The sequence below is a fragment of the Streptococcus pseudopneumoniae genome, from assembly GCF_001073085.1.
Taxonomy (GTDB): domain Bacteria; phylum Bacillota; class Bacilli; order Lactobacillales; family Streptococcaceae; genus Streptococcus; species Streptococcus pseudopneumoniae_M.
Genome location: NZ_JVFV01000041.1, coordinates 1 through 18,672, shown reverse-complemented (window position 1 = coordinate 18,672; position 18,672 = coordinate 1). Strand labels below are relative to the sequence as shown.

19 protein-coding genes and 2 pseudogenes are annotated in these 18,672 nt (G+C 40.7%); 16 read left to right on the top strand and 5 right to left on the bottom strand.

Features of this window, described 5'->3' with window-relative positions; all coding sequences use genetic code 11:
• The 6 genes from ADH90_RS08090 to ADH90_RS08065 all read left to right on the top strand — a co-directional run bounded on the left by ADH90_RS08090 (window position 1) and on the right by ADH90_RS08065 (window position 5,605).
• Window positions 1-558, top strand: coding sequence for a DUF1697 domain-containing protein (locus ADH90_RS08090; RefSeq protein ID WP_049530821.1), 558 nt, complete (start codon window positions 1-3; stop codon window positions 556-558).
• The gene (locus ADH90_RS08085; RefSeq protein WP_049530820.1) at window positions 558-1,367 is read left to right on the top strand and encodes a purine-nucleoside phosphorylase; all 810 of its coding nucleotides are present in this window, start codon (window positions 558-560) and stop codon (window positions 1,365-1,367) included. The genes ADH90_RS08090 and ADH90_RS08085 overlap by 1 nt, the downstream gene beginning before the upstream one ends.
• Before the next feature lie 4 nt (window positions 1,368-1,371).
• A complete protein-coding gene (locus ADH90_RS08080) occupies window positions 1,372-2,607 on the top strand; it encodes a chloride channel protein (RefSeq protein ID WP_049530865.1) in 1,236 nt (411 codons plus the stop codon).
• On the top strand, window positions 2,604-3,314 hold the full coding sequence (locus ADH90_RS08075; protein WP_049530819.1) for a glutamine amidotransferase-related protein: 711 nt from the start codon (window positions 2,604-2,606) through the stop codon (window positions 3,312-3,314). The genes ADH90_RS08080 and ADH90_RS08075 overlap by 4 nt, the downstream gene beginning before the upstream one ends.
• 620 nt (window positions 3,315-3,934) lie before the next feature.
• A complete protein-coding gene (deoD, locus tag ADH90_RS08070) occupies window positions 3,935-4,645 on the top strand; it encodes a purine-nucleoside phosphorylase (RefSeq protein WP_049530818.1) in 711 nt (236 codons plus the stop codon).
• A 228-nt stretch (window positions 4,646-4,873) separates the two neighbouring features.
• Window positions 4,874-5,605, top strand: coding sequence for an NAD-dependent protein deacylase (locus ADH90_RS08065; RefSeq protein ID WP_049530817.1), 732 nt, complete (start codon window positions 4,874-4,876; stop codon window positions 5,603-5,605).
• A gap of 93 nt (window positions 5,606-5,698) precedes the next feature.
• On the opposite strand, the gene ADH90_RS08060 is transcribed toward ADH90_RS08065, so the two are convergent.
• The 3 genes from ADH90_RS08060 to coaA all read right to left on the bottom strand — a co-directional run bounded on the left by ADH90_RS08060 (window position 5,699) and on the right by coaA (window position 7,492).
• The gene (locus ADH90_RS08060; protein ID WP_049530816.1) at window positions 5,699-6,205 is read right to left on the bottom strand and encodes a DNA topology modulation protein; all 507 of its coding nucleotides are present in this window, start codon (window positions 6,203-6,205) and stop codon (window positions 5,699-5,701) included.
• A gap of 65 nt (window positions 6,206-6,270) precedes the next feature.
• Entirely contained in the window at window positions 6,271-6,519 is a 249-nt protein-coding gene (rpsT, locus tag ADH90_RS08055) for a 30S ribosomal protein S20 (RefSeq protein WP_029689628.1), read from the bottom strand.
• Between the two features lie 52 nt (window positions 6,520-6,571).
• Window positions 6,572-7,492, bottom strand: coding sequence for a type I pantothenate kinase (coaA, locus tag ADH90_RS08050; RefSeq protein ID WP_049530815.1), 921 nt, complete (start codon window positions 7,490-7,492; stop codon window positions 6,572-6,574).
• 201 nt (window positions 7,493-7,693) lie between these two features.
• Here coaA and ADH90_RS08045 point away from each other — a divergent pair, with 201 nt between their 5' ends.
• From ADH90_RS08045 to ADH90_RS08000, 10 genes are all read left to right on the top strand, one after another.
• On the top strand, window positions 7,694-8,098 hold the full coding sequence (locus tag ADH90_RS08045; protein WP_049530814.1) for a hypothetical protein: 405 nt from the start codon (window positions 7,694-7,696) through the stop codon (window positions 8,096-8,098).
• Between the two features lie 168 nt (window positions 8,099-8,266).
• Window positions 8,267-8,545 (top strand): hypothetical protein, encoded by a 279-nt coding sequence (locus ADH90_RS08040; protein WP_049530813.1) that lies wholly within the window; start codon window positions 8,267-8,269, stop codon window positions 8,543-8,545.
• A gap of 107 nt (window positions 8,546-8,652) precedes the next feature.
• A complete protein-coding gene (locus tag ADH90_RS08035) occupies window positions 8,653-9,243 on the top strand; it encodes a class I SAM-dependent methyltransferase (protein WP_006147335.1) in 591 nt (196 codons plus the stop codon).
• Complete coding sequence (locus ADH90_RS08030) at window positions 9,240-10,523, top strand: pyrimidine-nucleoside phosphorylase (RefSeq protein ID WP_049530810.1); 1,284 nt, start codon at window positions 9,240-9,242, stop codon at window positions 10,521-10,523. Before ADH90_RS08035 ends, ADH90_RS08030 begins: the two co-directional genes overlap by 4 nt.
• 17 nt (window positions 10,524-10,540) lie before the next feature.
• Entirely contained in the window at window positions 10,541-11,203 is a 663-nt protein-coding gene (gene deoC, locus ADH90_RS08025) for a deoxyribose-phosphate aldolase (RefSeq protein ID WP_049530808.1), read from the top strand.
• A complete protein-coding gene (locus tag ADH90_RS08020) occupies window positions 11,190-11,579 on the top strand; it encodes a cytidine deaminase (RefSeq protein WP_049530806.1) in 390 nt (129 codons plus the stop codon). Before deoC ends, ADH90_RS08020 begins: the two co-directional genes overlap by 14 nt.
• An 89-nt stretch (window positions 11,580-11,668) precedes the next feature.
• On the top strand, window positions 11,669-12,724 hold the full coding sequence (locus tag ADH90_RS08015) for a BMP family lipoprotein (protein WP_049530804.1): 1,056 nt from the start codon (window positions 11,669-11,671) through the stop codon (window positions 12,722-12,724).
• Between the two features lie 141 nt (window positions 12,725-12,865).
• Window positions 12,866-14,395: an ABC transporter ATP-binding protein gene (locus ADH90_RS08010; RefSeq protein WP_049530803.1), complete on the top strand. Its 1,530-nt coding sequence runs from the start codon at window positions 12,866-12,868 to the stop codon at window positions 14,393-14,395.
• Window positions 14,395-15,453, top strand: a complete 1,059-nt coding sequence (locus ADH90_RS08005) for an ABC transporter permease (protein WP_000038693.1) — start codon at window positions 14,395-14,397, stop codon at window positions 15,451-15,453. Before ADH90_RS08010 ends, ADH90_RS08005 begins: the two co-directional genes overlap by 1 nt.
• Window positions 15,454-15,455: 2 nt before the next feature.
• Window positions 15,456-16,412, top strand: a complete 957-nt coding sequence (locus ADH90_RS08000) for an ABC transporter permease (RefSeq protein WP_049509105.1) — start codon at window positions 15,456-15,458, stop codon at window positions 16,410-16,412.
• Between the two features lie 92 nt (window positions 16,413-16,504).
• On the opposite strand, the pseudogene ADH90_RS10945 reads toward ADH90_RS08000, so the two are convergent.
• Together ADH90_RS10945 and ADH90_RS07975 are read right to left on the bottom strand one after the other, a co-directional pair.
• Window positions 16,505-17,823 (bottom strand): annotated as a pseudogene (locus ADH90_RS10945) (ISL3 family transposase).
• Window positions 17,824-17,977: 154 nt separating this feature from the next.
• Window positions 17,978-18,672: pseudogene (locus ADH90_RS07975) on the bottom strand (IS110 family transposase); the annotation flags it as partial.

Below are 18,672 nucleotides of genomic sequence, written 5' to 3'. Positions count from 1 at the left end.
ATGATTCGCTACGCTCTACTTGTTAGGGGAATTAATGTCGGTGGAAAGAACAAGGTGGTCATGGCTCAATTGCGTCAAGAATTGACGGAGTTGGGATTAGAAAATGTAGCAACCTACATCAATAGTGGCAATATTTTCTTTAATAGCATTGTGCCTAGAACTAAATTAATAGAGAATTTACAGGCTTTCTTTGAAAGACGCTATCCATTTATTCAGAGTTTTTCCTTGCTGAGTCTTGAAGACTATGAAGCAGAGTTGAAGAATCTACCAGCTTGGTGGACCAAAGATTTAGCACGAAAGGATGTTCTCTTTTATACTGAGGGACTGGATATCAAGCAAGTCATTGAGAAAGTCGAAAGTATGGAACTGGTAGATGAAGTGCTTCATTTCGGGAAACTGGGAATATTCTGGGGCAAATTCTCAGAAGAAACCTATAGCAAAACAGCCTATCACAAGTACCTGCTTAAGATGCCTTTCTATCGTAATATTACTATTCGAAATGCAAAAACTTTTGACAAAATTGGTCAATTTTTAAAACATAAAGAAGGAGATACCTAATGACATTATTAAATAAAATAAATGAAACAGCAGCATTTTTGAAGGGCAAAGGAATCGAAGCTCCTGAGTTCGGCTTGATTCTTGGATCAGGACTTGGAGAACTTGCTGAAGAAATCGAGAATCCAGTTGTAGTAGACTATGCAGATATTCCAAACTGGGGTCGTTCAACAGTAGTCGGTCACGCTGGTAAATTGGTATATGGAGAACTTTCAGGTCGCAAGGTCTTGGCTCTTCAAGGTCGTTTCCATTTCTACGAAGGAAATCCTCTCGAAGTCGTGACTTTCCCAGTACGTGTGATGAAAGTTCTCGGATGTGAAGGTGTCATTGTAACCAATGCAGCTGGTGGTATCGGCTTTGGTCCTGGTACTTTGATGGCTATCACTGACCACATCAATATGACAGGCCAAAACCCTCTAATCGGTGAAAACTTGGATGACTTCGGTCCACGATTCCCAGACATGTCAAAAGCCTACACTCCAAAATATCGTGCTACAGCTCATGCAGTTGCTGAAAAACTTGGTGTTAAACTTGATGATGGTGTTTATATCGGTGTAACTGGTCCAACGTATGAAACCCCAGCTGAAATCCGTGCATATAAGACACTTGGTGCAGATGCGGTTGGTATGTCCACTGTTCCTGAAGTTATCGTGGCAGCTCACTCTGGCTTGAAAGTTCTTGGTATTTCATGTATTACCAACTTTGCGGCTGGTTTCCAAGAGGAACTTAACCACGAAGAAGTAGTAGAAGTTACCGAACGTGTCAAAGGAGACTTCAAAGGATTGCTGAAAGCTATTCTTGCAGAATTGTAAGACTATGAGAGTACGACTCCAAAGTATGCCCTATGGACTGAGAGTGCTTCTAGCCACTTTATCATTAGGAATAGGGACGGGTCTGGTCGGAATTGCCTGTCATTATCTACTAGAAGGGGTGCAAGGGCTGGCCTTTGGCCAAGATAAGTCGGATTTACTCCAGCAATTTCAAGAAGCTGGAGGTCTCCGTAGATTTTTGGTCTTATGTGTGACTGGGTGCTTTGCAACTGCCTTCTGGCATATCCTGCAAAAGCGTTATAAGATTCTGTCTATTCGCCAGCAAATTGACTTAGCTGGAGACAGGGAACCAGCGCCCTTAGCCCACCTCCTTCATGCAGGGATGCAGGTTGCGATTGTCGGAGCAGGTGCATCGGTCGGAAAAGAAGGAGCACCACGTGAGGTTGGGGCTCTTCTAGCTGGTCGCTTGGCGAAAGGTTTTTCTCTAGCCCTCAAAGAGCGAAAAGTCTTGGTCGCCTGTGGTGCTGGAGCTGGTTTAGCTGCGGTCTATCAAGTTCCCTTTGCCAGTAGCTTGTTCGTCTTTGAGATCTTAGGACTCGCCTACAGTTGGCAGAACCTTCTACTGGTTTTGACCAGCACTTATCTGGCCACCTGGGTCGCTCAGTCCATCGTTGGTCAGGAGGCTATTTATCACCTGTTCGCAGTCTCATGGTCGGCTAGCAGTTTCTTACAGGCTATTGTGATTGCTTTCTTGGTCACTCCCTTGGCTCTGGTCTTTGCTTTCCTCGCCAAGCGGGCTAGTCACAAACGGCGGAAGGATGGGACGGTCCTTTGGGCTCTTCCGCTAGCCTTTCTAGCGCTGGGGAGCCTAGTAGCCTTTTTCCCTATTTTTATGGGAAATGGCCAGGTACTGGCGCAAGCCCTCTTGTCTAGTCAGCTGATTCCTTATCTTCCACTGATTCTTGCAGTGAAGGGGCTTCTGGTTTATCTCCTCTTGCGCAATGGTGCCTATGGGGGAACCTTGACACCATCATTTGCCCTTGGGATTGGATCTGGCTATCTAGTGACCTTGCTTTTGACAGTCCTTGGGATTCATCTGGATCCAGCTATAGGGATGTTACTTGGAGCGACCGTCTTTTTAGGAACGACCTTAGACGCTCCTCTGACAGCCATTGCCCTGAGCCTTGGATTTACTGGCCAAACTTGGAGTTTGACAATCCCGCTTGTACTTGCGGCTGGTCTGTCTTATGTGATTCGAAAGAGATGGGAGAAGAAACGATGAAGGTACATTTTGTACTGCATGAAAACTTTGAAGTGCCGGGCGCTTATCTAAAATGGGCGCAGGAGCGTGGCCATCAAGTGACCACGACCAAAGTCTATGAGAATGAAGCTCTACCAGAGACAGTGGATGAGATCGACTTTTTGATCGTCATGGGAGGACCTCAATCGCCAGATGAAGATCGAGAAGCTTTTCCATACTACGATCCTCAGGCAGAGATCGAGTTGATTCAAAAAGCCATCAAGGCAGATCGTTATATTGTTGGGGTCTGTCTTGGTGCCCAGCTCTTGTCTGTTGCTTATGGCGCGGAGTATGAACACAGTCCTGAGCTCGAGATTGGTGTTTATCCTGTGACCTTGACACCGGATGGTCTAGCAGATCCGCATGTCCGCTTGTTGGGAGAAACTCTTGAAACCGGTCATTGGCATGGCGATATGCCAGGATTGACAGAGGATGCTGTCGTTCTTGCGACGACCAAAGGGTGTCCTCGTCAGATGATTCGCTTCAGTCCTAAACACTATGCCTTCCAAGCCCACTTGGAATTTGATCCAGAAGCAGTCAATCTCTTGATTGCTGCAGACGGGGAAGATGTTATAGAAAAACAAAGTCAAAAATTGACCTTTGTTCAAAAACCTGAAGCCATTCGTGCTTACGATTATCGAGAAATGAATGCCAAACTATATGAATTTTTGGATTCATTAACAAAATAAATATAAAAGAAAGGTAGAGCATGTGTTCAGATTTGAACATGAGCGGAAAGCTCTCCTAATTACTCAATAAAAAAAGAAAGGATGGGTTAACCGTATTCGCTGAACTGAATACGGGCGGAGAACTGTGTAAAAAAGATAAACTGTCTAGCATCTGCGATGCGTCGTCAGTTTCCTATTTTTACTTTGTTCTCTGTCGCCTGTCTTGTATATCAAAAAGAAAGGTAGAGCGTGTGTTCAAATTTGAACACGAGCGGAAAGCTTTTCTAAAAACAAAAATGAAAGGAAGGGTAGTTCGGGTTTGAATTGAAGCCGGTCTAATCTTCTCAATACTATCAAAATTAAGAAAGAAAGGAATTGAACCCACCCTAAAAGCAGTGGGGAAAAGATAGTTGGTCTAGCGAGCATCGCTCACTGCGCCCAACTTCTATTTTCCCTTCGCTTTTTGACGGGTTTGGTATCTTTCCACGTATCACTTTTAGAATAAAGAAAGGTAGAGCATGTGTTCAGATTTGAACACGAGCGGAAAGCTCGGAAAATAGATAATCTGACTGAGAAATCAGGATTTCTCGTCAGATTCCTAATTTTCAGTCGCTTTCTGGTCGCTCTTTGTATCATAAACTATGTCTATCCATATTGCTGCTAAGCAAGGTGAAATTGCTGATAAAATTCTTCTTCCTGGGGATCCTCTTCGTGCGAAATTTATCGCTGAGAATTTCCTTGAAGATGCTGTTTGCTTTAACAAAGTCCGTAACATGTTTGGTTACACAGGTACTTACAAAGGTCACCGTGTATCTGTTATGGGAACAGGGATGGGTATGCCCTCAATCTCTATTTATGCACGTGAATTGATCGTGGACTACGGTGTGAAAAAATTGATCCGTGTCGGAACGGCTGGTTCTTTGAATGAGGACGTTCACGTTCGTGAGTTGGTCTTGGCACAAGCAGCTGCTACCAATTCAAATATCATCCGCAACGACTGGCCTCAATACGATTTTCCTCAAATTGCTAGCTTTGATTTGCTAGATAAAGCCTACCATATTGCCAAAGACCTCGGCATGACTACTCACGTCGGAAATGTTTTGTCATCAGATGTCTTCTACTCAAACTACTTTGAGAAGAATATCGAACTTGGTAAGTGGGGAGTAAAAGCGGTGGAAATGGAAGCAGCGGCGCTGTACTATCTTGCTGCCCAACACCATGTTGATGCTCTTGCTATCATGACTATTTCAGATAGTTTGGTTAATCCAGATGAAGATACAACTGCAGAAGAGCGTCAAAATACTTTCACAGATATGATGAAGGTTGGTCTAGAAACTTTGATTGCAGACTAAAGTTAGATTCCATTCATGTGATTACTCTTGTTCTCAAAATGATAAGCATGTTCATTGCTTCAATCTTCTAATAGATGAGAATAAGAACTTTGAAGAAAGCCTAATTGTGTCAAAGAACCGAGACTAGTCAGTTTAATATCTTAATCATAATCAAATAAAGTTGGAAGCCAAGTTGATAAGAGGTCAAGGCTTTCAACTTTTTAACTTGAAAATTCCTAGGAGTACAAAATGGATAAAATTGCACAACTACAGGAAATCATTGACCAAAGTCAAAGAATTGTCTTTTTCGGTGGTGCAGGAGTTTCTACAGAATCTAATATTCCAGATTTTCGAAGTTCTGATGGTGTTTATAGTCTTAAGTTGGGACGCCATTTTTCTGCCGAGCAATTGGTTTCACGCACCATGTTTGAACGCTATCCAGAGGACTTTTTTGATTTCTACAAAAAATATCTCGTCTATCCAGATGCCAAGCCAAATTTAGCACATAATTATCTAGCGTCGTTAGAAAAAACAGGTAAATTAAAAGCAATTGTGACGCAAAATATTGATAGCTTGCATGAAATGGCGGGTTCTGAAAATGTTTTGAAACTGCATGGTAGTGCAGATCGAAATTACTGTTTGGGCTGTCATCACTTTTATGATTTGGATGATTTTTTGGCACTTGAAGGTCCAGTTCCCCATTGTTTATATTGTGGTAAAGTGGTCAAACCTGATGTAACCCTTTATGAGGAATCGCTAGATATGGACGTATTTAGTCGAGCAGCTCGAGCCATTCAGCAAGCAGATTTATTGATTATTGGAGGAACTTCCTTAGTCGTTTATCCTGCAGCTAACCTCATCAATTATTTTTCAGGGTCAAATCTTGTCGTTATCAACAAGTCCAGCACCCCTCAAGATAGCCAAGCTGATTTAGTTATCGAAGGTAAGATCGGAGAAGTTTTTTCTAAATTGAGACAATAAAAAACTGAAAGAAGTAGAACTATACTTCCTTCAGTTTTTTTGTATCACGCCTCAGAAACTATGAACAAGATTCTCTCCATTTATCGGGGAATCTCAAATTTGATTTATAAATTGATTAAGCTCTTTTTGATTGCTGATGATTGTGACTTTATCAGCATACTCACGACAAAGCTGGTTGTACTGTTTTTGGTGAGAAAAAGTTCGTCCATCCCAGAGAATCCAACGGATAAATTCCCAATTGAATTGCTCGGGGCATCCCGCTGCCATACTTTCTCTAACTTTTCCTCTGTACTTTAAATACCGCTTAAAGGCTCTTAGCAGACAATTCCACGCAGAGAAGTTTAAAAAGATGATCTGGTCAGCTTGCTCCATTCTTTCCTCATAGCAACACCAAGAGTAGTTGCCATCAATGATCCAATCTTTGTGTTTGGTAAGGAAAGTCTCCATCTCCTTAAGCATCCAGTCACGGTCACTGTCCTGCCAACCAGGCTGAAATTGAAGGGTGTCCATATGAAGTTTTGGAATAGAGTAGTGCTTGGCCAGTTTTTCTGCAAGAGTAGATTTACCTGATCCTGAATATCCGATGATAGATATTTTCATAATGACCTCCAGAAAAATGTGTACAAAAAAAGCTCCGAGGAGCTCATTTTGTATGCAGTTAAAGATTAACCAAGTTTAGCTGCAAGACGTGCTTTATCACGGCTAGCTTTGTTTTTGTGGATCAAACCTTTAGTTTCTGCTTTATCGATAGCTGAGCTGGCAGCACGGTAAAGTTCTTCAGATGGGTTTGCTTCAAAAGCTTTGATAGCAGTACGCATAGCTGATTTTTGAGCTGAGTTCTTTTCGTTTTGTTTAACGTTCAATTCAGCGCGTTTGATAGCTGATTTAATGTTTGCCAATGTTCTTACCTCCATTTTTACTAACTATACCATTATATCTGAAAACTTACGTTTTGACAAGGGAAAATTATTTTTTTAAGTAAATTTCATCAATTTCGTGATTTTTAGATTTATGGAGAATGACCTCGGCTCGATTTCGTGTCGGTTCAATGTAATTTTGGAGATTGGTGAGGTTAATACTGGTCCAAACTTGGTGAGCAAAATCCTTGACTTCACTAAGAGGAAGTTGAGTGAAACGGTAGTAATAGTTGCCTGGATCATCTTGAGCAAAGCTAAGGAGTTTTAAGAATCGATCCAAATACCAACTTTCAATGTCTTCGACAGCGGCATCGACATAGATTGAAAAGTCAAAGAAATCAGTAATATAGAGACGGGCATTATGTGGATTTTGGAATACGTTGATTCCTTCAACAATGACAAAATCAGCAGCTTCTACTCGTTGTTTTTGACCTGGCACGATATCATAGATTTCATGGGAATAAACAGGTATATCAACATCCTGCCCATTTTTAAGTTGGTCTAGGAAATTGAGCAAAGCTTCCATGTCGTAACTCTCAGGAAAACCCTTGCGGTTGAGAATGTCTTGCTCAATTAAGACACTATTTGGGTATAAAAAACCATCTGTAGTAACTAGTTCAACACTTGCTCCAGGAACGATACGAGACAGCAAAATTTGCAAGAGCCGACTAGTAGTTGACTTACCTACGGCAACACTTCCTGAAATTCCAATAATAAAGGGCTGTTTTTTGCTCTCTCTTTGAAGGAAAATGCCTTTTGAGAAGGCAAGGTCTTCTTTGGAACGTTTGTAAATCTGAATCAGATGTGCCAGTGGCAGATAGATATCTGTAACGTCTTGAAGGCTAATCTGGTCATTGAAACTCTTAATAGAATCTAACTCTTCCTCGGTCAAGGGAGGAGTTGTTTTGCGATGCAAGGATTGCCAAGTTTCGCGGTTTATCCTTTCAAAATGTAAAAATTCGTTGGTCATTTATTTTCCCCTAGATATTTTGTCTATCATACCATAAAAAGCTAAAAAAATAAAGCGGTTTCTTGAATGTGGTAAGTCAGTAGTATATACTATAAGTAGATAGAGAATGAACAATTTATTGATGAAGTAGGAGCTGATTTCTCCTGATTTTATCAGCTAATAAAGAGAGATTTTTAGTTCACAACTTATAGGAGGTGTACTATGAAAATCATAAAAAGTTACATATTGGAACTCTGTTTTATTTTAAGTTTTGCTTTACCTTTTATAAAAGGAGTAAATGTGGATAATGGTAGACGTTGTGTGGAAATTTATTACGGTTTTACATTTTTAATGGATTATTCCATTGTAACAACTATTTTCATTTGTTCACTCCTCATTGCATGGTTGTTAAGGAAAGGTTGGACAAAATTCCTTGCTGCTGGTAGTTATTTATTTTTGATTTTGTGGATTGCTACAGAGGGTTATTTATTTCGCATGTCAATAGAAGATTTGATACGCCTGTGGACAAGTTTGGAAATCCTGACACAAACTTATCAGTTGGGCTTTTATCTAAACATCTTGTTGGGAATCCTGTTGATAATTAAGTATTTGAAGGTAAAGCAATAGTAATCAAAATGCGTCTGATTTTAGACAATAAATTTGTTGTTTTATCCTGACTGTGATACCTTGTAGCTCCCAATGACTTGTCATTCGTTTCCAATAATTGATTGAGATTGAAGAATAGCGCTTTCTTTGTTAAAATCTAAGAGGGAAAACCTATAAAGGAGAACTAAGATGAAAGCTAGATTAAGAGAAAAAACGCTGGTTTTTATCAGCCTATTTGTAGTTGTTTTATGGTTATCACCAAACTGGGTGAATTTCTCCTTTTCAATAGGACCTTACTCCTATAACTGGACCACTTTTGTTCTTTTTATTTTATTGCCCCTCGTAGGTCTTGGCTACCTTGTGTTAGCTTTCTTTAAAAGAAAGTGGTGGCTCTTCTTTTTTGGTTTAGCTTGTATCTTTGCTTTTCCGATTACTATGGCAGTAGGGAGCTTTTTACTAGGTCCCTAATCCTAATCAGAACTTATATTATTTTTGAAAAAATACAATGTGATTTAAGGACTTGATACCTTTGCAAACGATTTACAAATAACTTATTTTTATGGTAAAATAGTATCATGAGTAAAATGTATTATGCAGAAAATCCAGATGCAGCCCATGATGTTCATGAGCTTAGAGTTGAGCTACTTGGGCAAAAGATGACCTTTTTGACAGATGCTGGTGTCTTTAGTAAAAAAATGATTGACTTTGGAAGTCAGTTGTTGTTAAGATGCCTTGATGTTGAAAAAGGTGAAAAAATTCTTGATGTTGGTTGTGGCTATGGTCCAATAGGCTTGTCTTTGGTCAAGGCTTATGGTGCCCAAGCAACTATGGTGGATATCAATAATCGTGCCCTGGATTTAGCCCAGCAAAATGCAGTAAAAAACAAGGTTCAAGCGACTATCTTCCAGTCTAATATTTATGAGCAGGTAGAGGGACAATTTAACCATGTCATTTCGAATCCGCCCATACGTGCAGGCAAGCAAGTAGTTCACGAAATCATCGAAAAAAGTATAGACTTTTTAGTAGATGGTGGAGATTTGACGATCGTTATCCAGAAAAAACAAGGAGCCCCAAGTGCCAAAAGTAAGATGGAAGACGTATTTGGCAATTGCGAGGTTGTAAAGAAAGATAAGGGATATTACATCCTTAGAAGTGTAAAAGAATGAGAGCAGTAGATCTAATCCAGAAAAAAAGAGACGGACAAGAACTCAGTTCCAATGAAATCCAATGGCTGATTGAAGGTTATGTTGCAGGAACTGTTCCTGATTACCAGATGTCAGCCTTTGCTATGGCTGTTTATTTCCAAGGCATGACCACTAGAGAGATTTCTGACTTAACCATGAACATGGTCAAGACAGGTCAGGAGTTTGATTTGTCTGCTATTGAAGGTATCAAGGTTGATAAACACTCTACGGGTGGTGTTGGTGACAAGGTAACTTTAATCCTAGCACCCTTGGTAGCCAGTTTTGATGTCCCAGTTGCTAAGATGAGTGGTCGAGGTTTGGGACACACAGGTGGAACAATTGATAAATTAGAGTCCATTAAAGGATTTCAAGTAGAGCGAAGTCAAGATGATTTTATCAAACAAGTCCAGAATATTGGGGTTTCAGTTATTGGGCAATCCGATCAACTGGTTAAGGCTGACAAACTTCTCTATGCCCTTCGAGATGTAACTGCGACCGTTGATACTATTCCACTGATTGCTAGTTCGGTCATGAGTAAAAAAATTGCAGCTGGAGCTGATGCTATCTTACTTGATGTAACAGTGGGTGAAGGTGCCTTTATGAAGACAGTTGATGAGGCACGCCAACTGGCTCAAACCATGGTAAACCTTGGTAAGGCTGTAGGTCGTAAGACAGTAGCAGTTATTACTGATATGAGTCAACCTTTGGGACGTGCCATTGGTAATCGTTTAGAAATCCTAGAAGCTCTGGAAATTCTTCAAGGTAAAGGCCGTCAAGATATTAGCCACTTTATCTGTGAGTTGGCCCAGATTATGTTATCATTAGCAAATGTTGAAAAAACTATTGAGGAAGTAAGGCAACATCTTGAAAATGGGCAGGCCCTCAAGAAATTTGAAGAGATGGTTCTAGCTCAGGGTGGAGACCTAGAAGACCTCTATCGTCCAGTAAAAGTTGACCATGTAGTTGATATTCCTGCTCAAGAAGACGGACTTATCGCAGAACTTCCAGCCATGGAGTTTGGTCTTTTTGCTATGAGATTGGGTGCTGGTCGTGCCGTTAAAACAGATGCTCTTGACTATGAGACAGGGATTGTTTTTGAGAAGAAAGTTGGAGAATCAGTCAAAAAAGGTGAAATTGTCGCAAAAGTATATGCAAATGGCAAAATTTCTCCGGAACTAGTTACAGATTTCCAAAAATATGTTAAAATTAAAATGAGTGATGAAGTGATAAAATCGCGTGAAATCATCGAAATTATCTCCTAATTTAAGGAAAATCCGAAATGAAATTAAATAAATATATTGATCATACGCTTTTAAAGCAAGATGCGACCGAACAACAAATCGATCGTTTGCTATCTGAAGCAAGAAAGTACGATTTTGCCAGTGTTTGTGTCAATCCTTGCTGGGTTTCGAATGCAAAAACTGCACTCGTAGATACTGATGTCAAGGTTTGTACAGTAGTAGGATTCCCTCTTGGAGCTACAACTTCAGCTGTCAAAGCTTATGAAACCAAAGAAGCAATCCAAAATGGTGCTGATGAAATTGATATGGTTATCAATGTTGGTGCACTCAAATCAGGAAATGCTGCATTAGTTGAGTCAGATATTCGAGCTGTTGTTGAAGCAAGCGGAGACAAACTGGTTAAGGTTATTATCGAGACTTGTTTGTTAACTGATGAGGAGAAAGTTTTGGCTTGCCAACTCGCTCAAAAGGCAGGGGCAGACTTTGTCAAGACATCAACAGGCTTCTCAACAGGTGGTGCAACCCTACCGGATGTTCAATTAATGCGCCAGACAGTTGGACCTGATATGGGGGTTAAGGCTGCTGGTGGAGCTCGTTCTTATGCAGATGCAGTCGCCTTTGTTGAAGCTGGAGCTACTCGTATCGGAACATCTTCTGGTGTAGCAATCTTAAAAGGAGAGTTAGCAGATGGCGACTACTGAGTTGATTGACTTAGCGATTAAGACTAGTAAAAACGCCTATGTACCCTATTCACATTTTCCGATTGGTGCTGTTTTGGTTGCCAAGGACGGTAGTGTTTATACAGGATGCAATATTGAAAATGCTAGCTACCCCTTGACCAACTGTGGTGAGAGAACAGCTATTTTTAAAGCTATCTCCGAAGGACAACGTGAGTTTTCAGAGTTGATTGTTTACGGTCAAACTGAGAAACCTATTTCTCCTTGTGGAGCTTGTCGCCAAGTTATGGTCGAATTTTTTGAACAAGATCTAAAGGTGACTCTAGTTGCCAAAGATAAATCGACGGTCGAGATGACGGTCGGGGAATTACTTCCATACTCATTTACAGACTTGCATTAGTCTGCGTCACTCTTTGAGTGACAAGGTCCTTGTGGCCAATCAATCCATACTTGCAACTTCGTTGCGCATCTTATTTAGGAGGTTCAGTAATGAACAAGAAACAATGGCTAGGCCTTGGTCTAGTTGCAGTAGCAGCATTTGGACTTGCTGCATGTGGTAATCGCTCTTCTCGTAACGCAGCTTCTTCATCTTCTGATTTGAAGACTAAAGCAGCTATCGTTACAGATACTGGTGGTGTTGACGACAAATCATTCAACCAATCAGCTTGGGAAGGTCTTCAAGCTTGGGGTAAAGAACACAACCTTTCAAAAGACAATGGTTACACTTACTTCCAATCAACAAGTGAAGCTGACTACGCTAACAACTTGCAACAAGCAGCTGGAAACTACAACTTAATCTATGGTATTGGTTTTGCACTTAAAAATGCAGTTGCAGATGCTGCAAAAGAACATACAGACTTAAACTATGTTTTGATTGACGATGTGATTAAAGATCAAAAGAATGTTGTAAGTGCTACTTTTGCTGATAACGAAGCAGCTTACCTTGCAGGTGTGGCTGCAGCTAAAACTACAAAAACTAAACAAATTGGTTTTGTAGGTGGTATGGAATCTGAAGTTATCTCACGTTTTGAAGCTGGTTTCAAAGCAGGTGTTGCCTCTGTTGACTCATCTATCAAGGTTCAAGTAGACTATGCTGGTTCATTTGGTGATGCTGCTAAAGGTAAAACTATCGCTGCTGCTCAATACGCAGCTGGTGCAGACGTAGTATACCAAGTAGCTGGTGGTACTGGTGCGGGTGTATTCTCAGAAGCTAAATCTTTGAATGAAAGCAAAAACGAAGGCGAAAAAGTTTGGGTTATCGGTGTAGACCGTGACCAAGCAGAAGAAGGTAAATACACTTCTAAAGATGGTAAAGAATCAAACTTCGTACTTGCTTCTACTTTAAAACAAGTTGGTACAGCTGTAAAAGACCTTGCCAACAAAGCTGAAAAAGGTGAATTTCCTGGTGGTCAAGTGATCGTTTACTCATTGAAGGATAAAGGGGTTGATCTAGTAACAACTAACCTTTCTGAAGAAGGTAAAAAAGCTGTTGAAGATGCAAAAGCTAAAATCCTTGATGGAAGTGTAAAAGTTCCTGAAAAATAATGGATGAAAGTCATTTCTTAGGGGAGCGGCCTGTGGCCGCTTCTTTAAGAATTGAGACAAATTGTTTTGTCTCAATAGAGCTTGCTAAATCTCTTTAGCAGGTTTTATTGAAATAAAATAAAACTCTGAAAGGAAGAGCACATGGCACACGAAAATGTCATTGAGATGCGTGAAATTACCAAAGTTTTCGGTGAATTTGTCGCTAACGACAAGATTAACCTTGAACTTCGTAAAGGTGAAATTCATGCACTTTTAGGAGAAAATGGAGCTGGGAAGTCCACTCTTATGAACATGCTAGCAGGGCTTCTAGAACCAACTAGTGGTGAAATTGTGGTCAACGGTCAAGTTGTAAAACTAGACTCGCCATCAAAAGCAGCTAGCTTAGGAATTGGGATGGTTCACCAGCACTTTATGTTGGTTGAAGCTTTCACAGTTGCTGAAAATATCATTTTGGGAAGTGAATTAACCAAAAATGGTGTCCTAGATATTGCTCGAGCAACTCGAGAAATTAACGAACTATCGGAGCGTTATGGTCTTGCTGTGGATCCTTCTGCCAAAGTAGCAGATATCTCTGTTGGCGCTCAACAACGTGTTGAAATCCTAAAGACACTTTATCGTGGTGCCGATATTCTTATCTTTGATGAACCAACTGCCGTTTTGACGCCATCAGAAATCGATGAGTTGATGGCCATCATGAAGAACCTTGTCAAAGAAGGCAAATCAATCATCTTGATTACCCATAAGTTGGATGAGATTCGCGCAGTATCTGATCGTGTTACAGTTATCCGCCGTGGTAAGTCTATCGAAACAGTTGAGATTGCTGGTGCGACTAACGCTGACTTGGCAGAAATGATGGTAGGGCGTTCAGTTTCCTTCAAAACTGTGAAGCAGGCACCTCAACCAAAAGAAGTTGTACTGTCCATTAAAGACTTGGTTGTTAATGAAAACCGTGGCGTTCCTGCTGTTAAAAATCTCTCACTCGATGTTCGAGCTGGTGAAATTGTCGGAATTGCCGGTATTGATGGGAATGGTCAGTCTGAATTGATTCAAGCTATCACAGGACTTCGTAAGATTGAATCTGGTAGCGTAGAGTTGAAAGGCCAATCTATCGTAGGTTTGCATCCTCGCCAAATCACTGAACTAAGCGTAGGTCACGTTCCTGAAGACCGTCACCGTGATGGTCTGGTTTTGGAAATGATGATTTCTGAAAATATCGCTCTTCAAACCTACTATAAGGAACCTCTTAGCAAAAAGGGAATTTTAAATTATACGAATATCATTGACTATGCAAAAAAATTGATGCAGGAGTTTGATGTTCGTGCTGCTAGCGAGATTGTTCCAGCTTCGGCCCTTTCTGGAGGAAATCAACAAAAAGCAATCATCGCTCGGGAGATTGATCGAAATCCTGATCTCCTCATCGTCAGCCAACCAACTCGTGGTTTGGACGTCGGTGCCATTGAGTACATTCACAAACGCTTGATTCAAGAACGGGATAATGGAAAAGCTGTCCTTGTAGTCAGCTTTGAACTAGACGAGATTCTAAATGTCTCAGATAGAATCGCTGTTATTCATGATGGTAAGATTCAAGGGATCGTAACACCAGAAACAACCAACAAGCAAGAACTTGGTGTCTTGATGGCTGGTGGTGAATTGGAAAAAGGAGAAGAGTGATGTCTAAAAAATTACAACAAATTTCGGTTCCCTTGATTTCTGTTATCCTTGGAATCTTGCTTGGAGCCATCGTCATGTGGATTTTTGGCTACGATGCTATTTGGGGTTATGAAGAGTTGTTCTACACAGCCTTCGGTAGTGTTCGTGGAATCGGTGAAATTTTCCGTGCCATGGGACCATTAGTCTTGATTGCTCTTGGATTTGCAGTTGCGAGTCGTGCTGGCTTCTTTAACGTTGGTCTTCCAGGACAAGCACTCGCTGGTTGGGTTATGAGTGGTTGGTTTGCTCTTTCGAATCCGGATTTACCACGTCCATTGTTGATTCTTGCGACAGTTGTCATTGCGCTGGTTGCTGGAGGAATTGTTGGCGCCATTCCTGGTATTTTAAGAGCTTATCTTGGAACATCTGAAGTTATCGTAACCATCATGATGAACTACATTGTTCTCTATACAAGTAATGCCTTTATCCACTCTTTCCCTAAAGATATCATGCAAAGTACAGACTCATCAATCCGAGTAAGTGCAAACGCAACTTATCAAACACCTTGGCTTGCTGAGTTAACAGGAAACTCTCGTATGAATATTGGGATTTTCTTTGCCATCATTGCAGTTGCAGTTATCTGGTTCTTGCTTAAGAAGACAACTCTCGGTTTTGAAATCCGTGCAGTTGGTCTCAATCCAAATGCTTCTGAATACGCAGGGATTTCAGCGAAACGCACCATTATTCTATCAATGATTATCTCAGGTGCTCTTGCAGGTCTAGGTGGAGCTGTAGAAGGACTCGGTACCTTCCAAAACGTCTATGTTCAGGGTTCATCATTGGCAATCGGATTTAATGGTATGGCGGTAAGTCTACTTGCTGCAAACTCACCGATTGGAATTCTCTTTGCAGCCTTCTTGTTCGGAGTGCTTCAAGTTGGAGCCCCTGGTATGAATGCAGCACAAGTACCATCAGAGCTTGTAAGTATCGTTACAGCCTCAATTATCTTCTTTGTCAGCGTTCACTACATCATCGAACGCTTTGTCAAACCAAGAAAACAACTTAAAGGAGGTAAATAAGGATGTCGATTACAACAATGTTAACCCTTATGGTTTCTTCAATGTTGATTTATTCAGCACCACTTATTTTCACAAGTATCGGAGGCGTTTTCTCTGAACGTGGTGGAGTTGTTAACGTTGGACTTGAAGGAATCATGGTTATGGGTGCCTTTTCTGGAGTTGTGTTTAATCTTGAATTTGCACAAGATTTGGGAGCATTAACTCCTTGGTTGGCTTTGCTAGTTGGTGGATTAGTTGGAGCTATCTTTTCACTGATTCATGCAGTAGCTACAGTTCATTTCCGTGCTGACCATGTTGTCAGTGGTACCGTACTTAACTTGATGGCGCCAGCCTTGGCTGTTTTCTTAGTCAAAGTGCTTTATAACAAGGGACAAACGGATAACTTAACGCAAACTTTTGGACGTTTTGATTTCCCTCTTTTGGCTAATATCCCAGTTATCGGAGATATCTTCTTCAAGTCAACAAGTTTACTTGGTTACCTAGCAATTGCCTTCTCATTCTTAGCATGGTTTGTCCTCTTTAAAACTCGCTTTGGACTTCGCCTCCGTTCAGTTGGTGAACACCCACAAGCAGCAGATACTTTGGGGATTAATGTCTACAAGATGAGATATCTTGGAGTTGTGATTTCAGGTTTCCTTGGAGGAATCGGTGGAGCTATCTACGCTCAGTCAATTTCCGTTAACTTCTCAGTTACTACCATCGTTGGACCTGGATTTATCGCACTTGCTGCTATGATTTTCGGTAAGTGGAATCCTGTTGGAGCTATGCTTTCAAGTCTCTTCTTCGGATTATCTCAAAGTTTGGCAGTTATCGGTTCTCAACTTCCTTTCTTGCAAGGAGTTCCAGCCGTTTACTTGCAAATTGCACCATATCTCTTGACCATCGTCGTTCTAGCAGCCTTCTTTGGTAAAGCAGTTGCACCGAAGGCAGATGGTATCAACTATATCAAATCTAAATAAACAAAAAAGCGTCTGAGACAAAATAGTTCTCAGCCACAAAAAAGCTAGAGGTTCCGGCTCTTTGTCAACTGTAGTGGGTTGAATAAAAGCGGCTAACATCTGGAGAGGACAATTGTTGACCTCTCCATTTTTATATTCAGAGCGATGAAAATTCGTTTCTTAAAGTTATCAAAGTTCCGGAAGTCAAAGGCATTTCGTTTAATAAGTTTGATGAGATTATTAGTAGCTTCCAATTTGGCGTTGGAATAAGGTAATTGAAGGGCGTTGTTAATCTTGTCTTTATTCTTGAGAAATGTCTTAAAGACAGTCTGAAAAAGAGGATGGACCTGTTTTAGATTGTCCTCAATGAGTCCGAAAAATTTCTCGGGCTCTTTATTCTGAAAGTGAAAAAGCAATAGTTGATAGAGTTCATAGTGAGATTTTAAGTCTTCGGAATAGCTTAAAAGCTTGTCTAGAATCTCTTTATTCGTCAAGTGCATACGAAAAGTAGGGTGATAAAAACGTTTATCGCTGAGTTTACGACTATCCTGTTGAATGAGCTTCCAGTAGCGTTTGATAGCCTTGTATTCATGAGAATTTCGTTCAAATTGATTCATAATTTGGACACGCACACGACTCATAGCACGGCTCAAGTGTTGGACAATATGGAAACGATCTAGAACAATTTTAGCACATGGGAGTGAAACAGTCTGGGAGACTGTTTCAGCCTGAGCCTAGAAATCCGAAAGCGAAGCTGTTTAGCCAAGTCATAATAAGGACTAAACATATCCATGGTAATGACTTTCACCTGATAACGGACAGCTCGATCGTAGCGAAGAAAGTGATTTCGGATGACGGCTTGAGTTCTACCTTCAAGAAGGGTGATGATATTGAGTTTGTCAAAATCTTGAGCAATAAAACTCATCTTCATCTCCCGATTAAAACAGTCACTCCCCTGACTGTTTCAACATCCCAGGACATAATCTCAGGAAGTCGGCTAAAGTCATGCTTAAAATGAAAGTCATTGAGCTTACGAATGACAGTTGAAGTTGAAATGGCCAGCTGATGGGCAATATCGGTCATAGAAGTCTTTTCAATCAACTTTTGAGCAATTTTTTGGTTGATGATACGAGGGATTTGGTGATTTTTCTTGACGATAGAAGTCTCAGCGACCGTTATTTTCGAACACTGATAACACTTAAAACGTCGCTTTCTAAGGAGAATTCTAGTAGGCTGTTTCAAGGTAAGGAATCTTAGACGGTTTTTGAAAGTCATATTTCTTCATTTGACTTCCGCAATCAGGGCAAGACGGGGCATCATAGTCCAGTTTAGCGATGATTTCCTTGTGTGTATTCTTATTGATGATGTCTAGAATCTGGATATTAGGGTCTTTGATATCGAGTAGTTTTGTGATAAAATGTAATGGTTCCATATGATTCTTTCTAATGAGTTGTTTGATCGCTTTTCATTATAGATCTTATGGGATTTTTTTCTGCAACAAAATAAGCTCCATAATATCCATAGGGATTTACCCACTACAAATATTATAGAGCCTTTTTTGTGTTTTCGATTGTAAAATTTGGGCTCTTAGTTGAAGCTATTGTCGATTGTCTTTTTCGTTTCTCATAAAAGTCAGCGATATGGCAGGGATTGGTAGACTGAAAGCGACGAATATCTCCCAATTCGCCAATGATAGATGTCGCTGTGGTTTCTGCGATGCCAGGAATTAACCGTAAGATATCATACTCTGGTAAAGGCTGAGCTAGAGCTACCATGTCGTTTAAGACAACTTGTCTGCGTTCAGAAAGACGAAGCCATTCTTGGGCATAGTAACGAACCTCTTCAAGCATTGGAGAGGTTTTCTTGACCGCACAAAAAGATTGTTTAGCGAGTTTTATAAGTTTATCAGTCAGGTAAGCAATACGCTTTTCAGAGATGCGTTTGGAAGTAGATTGACGGATAATCTCACACAAGTCACTTTGAGATAGGCTTAATACAAACTCTTTGCATGGGAAAGCCATCACTAAGTTCCAATATTGTTCTCCAGTTGGTGTGGATAAGAGATTTTCCCATTCAGGAAAGGTGACTTGAAGGACCTTGTGCAGACGGTTTTTAGCTCGAACAAGATCTTCAGTCATATTTTGATAGAAACGGCTTAAATCAGGCAGGTGTTGATAAATTTCTTCCTGCACGCAAGTTGGTTTACGATTGTGCACAAGCTGAGATTTAGCCAACTTTTCAGCGTCAATTTTATCTGTTTTACGAACTCGCAGACTGTCCA

Bases quoted from the DNA above. Each gene is read 5' to 3' on its own strand.
- ADH90_RS08090 (WP_049530821.1), top strand. From the start codon at position 1: ATGATTCGCTACGCTCTACTTGTTAGGGGAATTAATGTCGGTGGAAAG.
- ADH90_RS08085 (WP_049530820.1), top strand. From the start codon at position 558: ATGACATTATTAAATAAAATAAATGAAACAGCAGCATTTTTGAAGGGC.
- ADH90_RS08080 (WP_049530865.1), top strand. From the start codon at position 1,372: ATGAGAGTACGACTCCAAAGTATGCCCTATGGACTGAGAGTGCTTCTA.
- ADH90_RS08075 (WP_049530819.1), top strand. From the start codon at position 2,604: ATGAAGGTACATTTTGTACTGCATGAAAACTTTGAAGTGCCGGGCGCT.
- deoD (WP_049530818.1), top strand. From the start codon at position 3,935: ATGTCTATCCATATTGCTGCTAAGCAAGGTGAAATTGCTGATAAAATT.
- ADH90_RS08065 (WP_049530817.1), top strand. From the start codon at position 4,874: ATGGATAAAATTGCACAACTACAGGAAATCATTGACCAAAGTCAAAGA.
- ADH90_RS08060 (WP_049530816.1), bottom strand. From the start codon at position 6,205: ATGAAAATATCTATCATCGGATATTCAGGATCAGGTAAATCTACTCTT.
- rpsT (WP_029689628.1), bottom strand. From the start codon at position 6,519: ATGGAGGTAAGAACATTGGCAAACATTAAATCAGCTATCAAACGCGCT.
- coaA (WP_049530815.1), bottom strand. From the start codon at position 7,492: ATGACCAACGAATTTTTACATTTTGAAAGGATAAACCGCGAAACTTGG.
- ADH90_RS08045 (WP_049530814.1), top strand. From the start codon at position 7,694: ATGAAAATCATAAAAAGTTACATATTGGAACTCTGTTTTATTTTAAGT.
- ADH90_RS08040 (WP_049530813.1), top strand. From the start codon at position 8,267: ATGAAAGCTAGATTAAGAGAAAAAACGCTGGTTTTTATCAGCCTATTT.
- ADH90_RS08035 (WP_006147335.1), top strand. From the start codon at position 8,653: ATGAGTAAAATGTATTATGCAGAAAATCCAGATGCAGCCCATGATGTT.
- ADH90_RS08030 (WP_049530810.1), top strand. From the start codon at position 9,240: ATGAGAGCAGTAGATCTAATCCAGAAAAAAAGAGACGGACAAGAACTC.
- deoC (WP_049530808.1), top strand. From the start codon at position 10,541: ATGAAATTAAATAAATATATTGATCATACGCTTTTAAAGCAAGATGCG.
- ADH90_RS08020 (WP_049530806.1), top strand. From the start codon at position 11,190: ATGGCGACTACTGAGTTGATTGACTTAGCGATTAAGACTAGTAAAAAC.
- ADH90_RS08015 (WP_049530804.1), top strand. From the start codon at position 11,669: ATGAACAAGAAACAATGGCTAGGCCTTGGTCTAGTTGCAGTAGCAGCA.
- ADH90_RS08010 (WP_049530803.1), top strand. From the start codon at position 12,866: ATGGCACACGAAAATGTCATTGAGATGCGTGAAATTACCAAAGTTTTC.
- ADH90_RS08005 (WP_000038693.1), top strand. From the start codon at position 14,395: ATGTCTAAAAAATTACAACAAATTTCGGTTCCCTTGATTTCTGTTATC.
- ADH90_RS08000 (WP_049509105.1), top strand. From the start codon at position 15,456: ATGTCGATTACAACAATGTTAACCCTTATGGTTTCTTCAATGTTGATT.